Origin of the sequence: Staphylococcus sp. GDY8P47P (assembly GCF_016892225.1) — a bacterium.
Taxonomy (GTDB): domain Bacteria; phylum Bacillota; class Bacilli; order Staphylococcales; family Staphylococcaceae; genus Staphylococcus; species Staphylococcus borealis.
Genome location: NZ_JAFENV010000018.1, coordinates 235 through 1545, shown reverse-complemented (window position 1 = coordinate 1545; position 1311 = coordinate 235). Strand labels below are relative to the sequence as shown.

The window sequence follows — 1311 nt, the reverse complement described above, 5'->3', positions numbered from 1 at the left end:
AATTCTGTCCCACTCCCTTTATTTATAATTTTAACCCCATCTTGTGTACCAACAATCACTTGATCAGTAATATTTAAAAAATATCCTGTTTCTAAGACACCAGTTAAATGAATTAAATAATCATGAAATGTAAATGGATCAATTTGTTTATTTAATTGACAGTCTAAAATATAATTCCCATTATCAGTAATAAATGGTACATCATCACTCATACGACGCTCTGTCACGACATCTTCATACATTTCAATTTTTTTAGCAATATGTAACCAATTAAATTTATCTACTTCGACTGGTAGTTTAAAACCTTCACCCAAATAATTAACGAGTTTGCTTTCATCCGCTAAAACTACAAATCGATGCGCCATTTCATCAATTACTTTTTCACGAAATAAGGCACCGCCGCCACCTTTAATTAAATTAAGGTTAGGATCAACTTCATCAGCGCCATCTATAGCCAAGTCAACGTGATCAACATCATTGATATCAACAATATGGATATCTAACTTCTTCGCAATTAATGCACTTTTATTAGAGGTACACACACCTGTAATATTTAATTGTTCATTATGAATTCTTTCAGCAATCTTTGGGATAAGCAATTCTATTGTGCTCCCCGTACCAATGCCTAATATCATATTGTCTTTAATTTGAGCTACAGCATCATCTACTGTCATGAATTTAAGTTCTTTAGCATCTTTCATCTTAACTGTGACCCCTTTTCAATTATACTCAACTATTATTTTACATGACGTTGAAACAAATACCTAGTTCAATATGAGAAATTCTTTTATCATTTTTCTTATCTTTTAATTGTGAGTATAGTAAAATTTTGCTTATTAACTTTATCTGGGGGAGAAGACAATGATTTCAGTCTATGCAATTTCAGTAGGCAAAATTGAACAATTAGATTACGGACAAAAAAGAGAAATGCGATCAGCTTTAAACAAGTCACCTTTTTCAGGAAAGATGTGGTTATCCAAAACTGGCTTTGCCGAAGATGAACAAGCGTACAAAGACCATGGTGGGCCTCATAAAGCAGTGTGTTGCTTTAGCAAATCGCATTATAACATGTACAAATATGCGTTGGACACAGTTCCAGATTATGCAATGTTTGGTGAAAATTTAACTGTAGAAGACTTAGATGAAGCAGATGTCTATTTTGGAAATCAATATCAATTAGGTGAATCAGTGATTGAGGTATCCGAAATTAGAGAACCGTGTTGGAAGATTCAAACTAAGTACGGCATTACAGATTTGGTTAAACGAATGACTTCGAGTGGTAAAACTGGCTTTTACTTTCGAGTCATACAA

At 33.1% G+C, this 1311-nt stretch carries 2 protein-coding genes; one reads left to right on the top strand and one right to left on the bottom strand.

Annotated features, from left to right (window positions below; all coding sequences use genetic code 11):
* On the bottom strand, positions 1 to 701 hold a 701-nt coding region (locus tag JVV30_RS07995; RefSeq protein WP_204193955.1), incomplete at its 3' end, for a ribose 5-phosphate isomerase A.
* 160 nt (positions 702 to 861) lie between these two features.
* Between JVV30_RS07995 and JVV30_RS07990 the strand changes: the two genes are divergently transcribed.
* On the top strand, positions 862 to 1311 hold a 450-nt coding region (locus tag JVV30_RS07990), incomplete at its 3' end, for an MOSC domain-containing protein (RefSeq protein ID WP_239469343.1).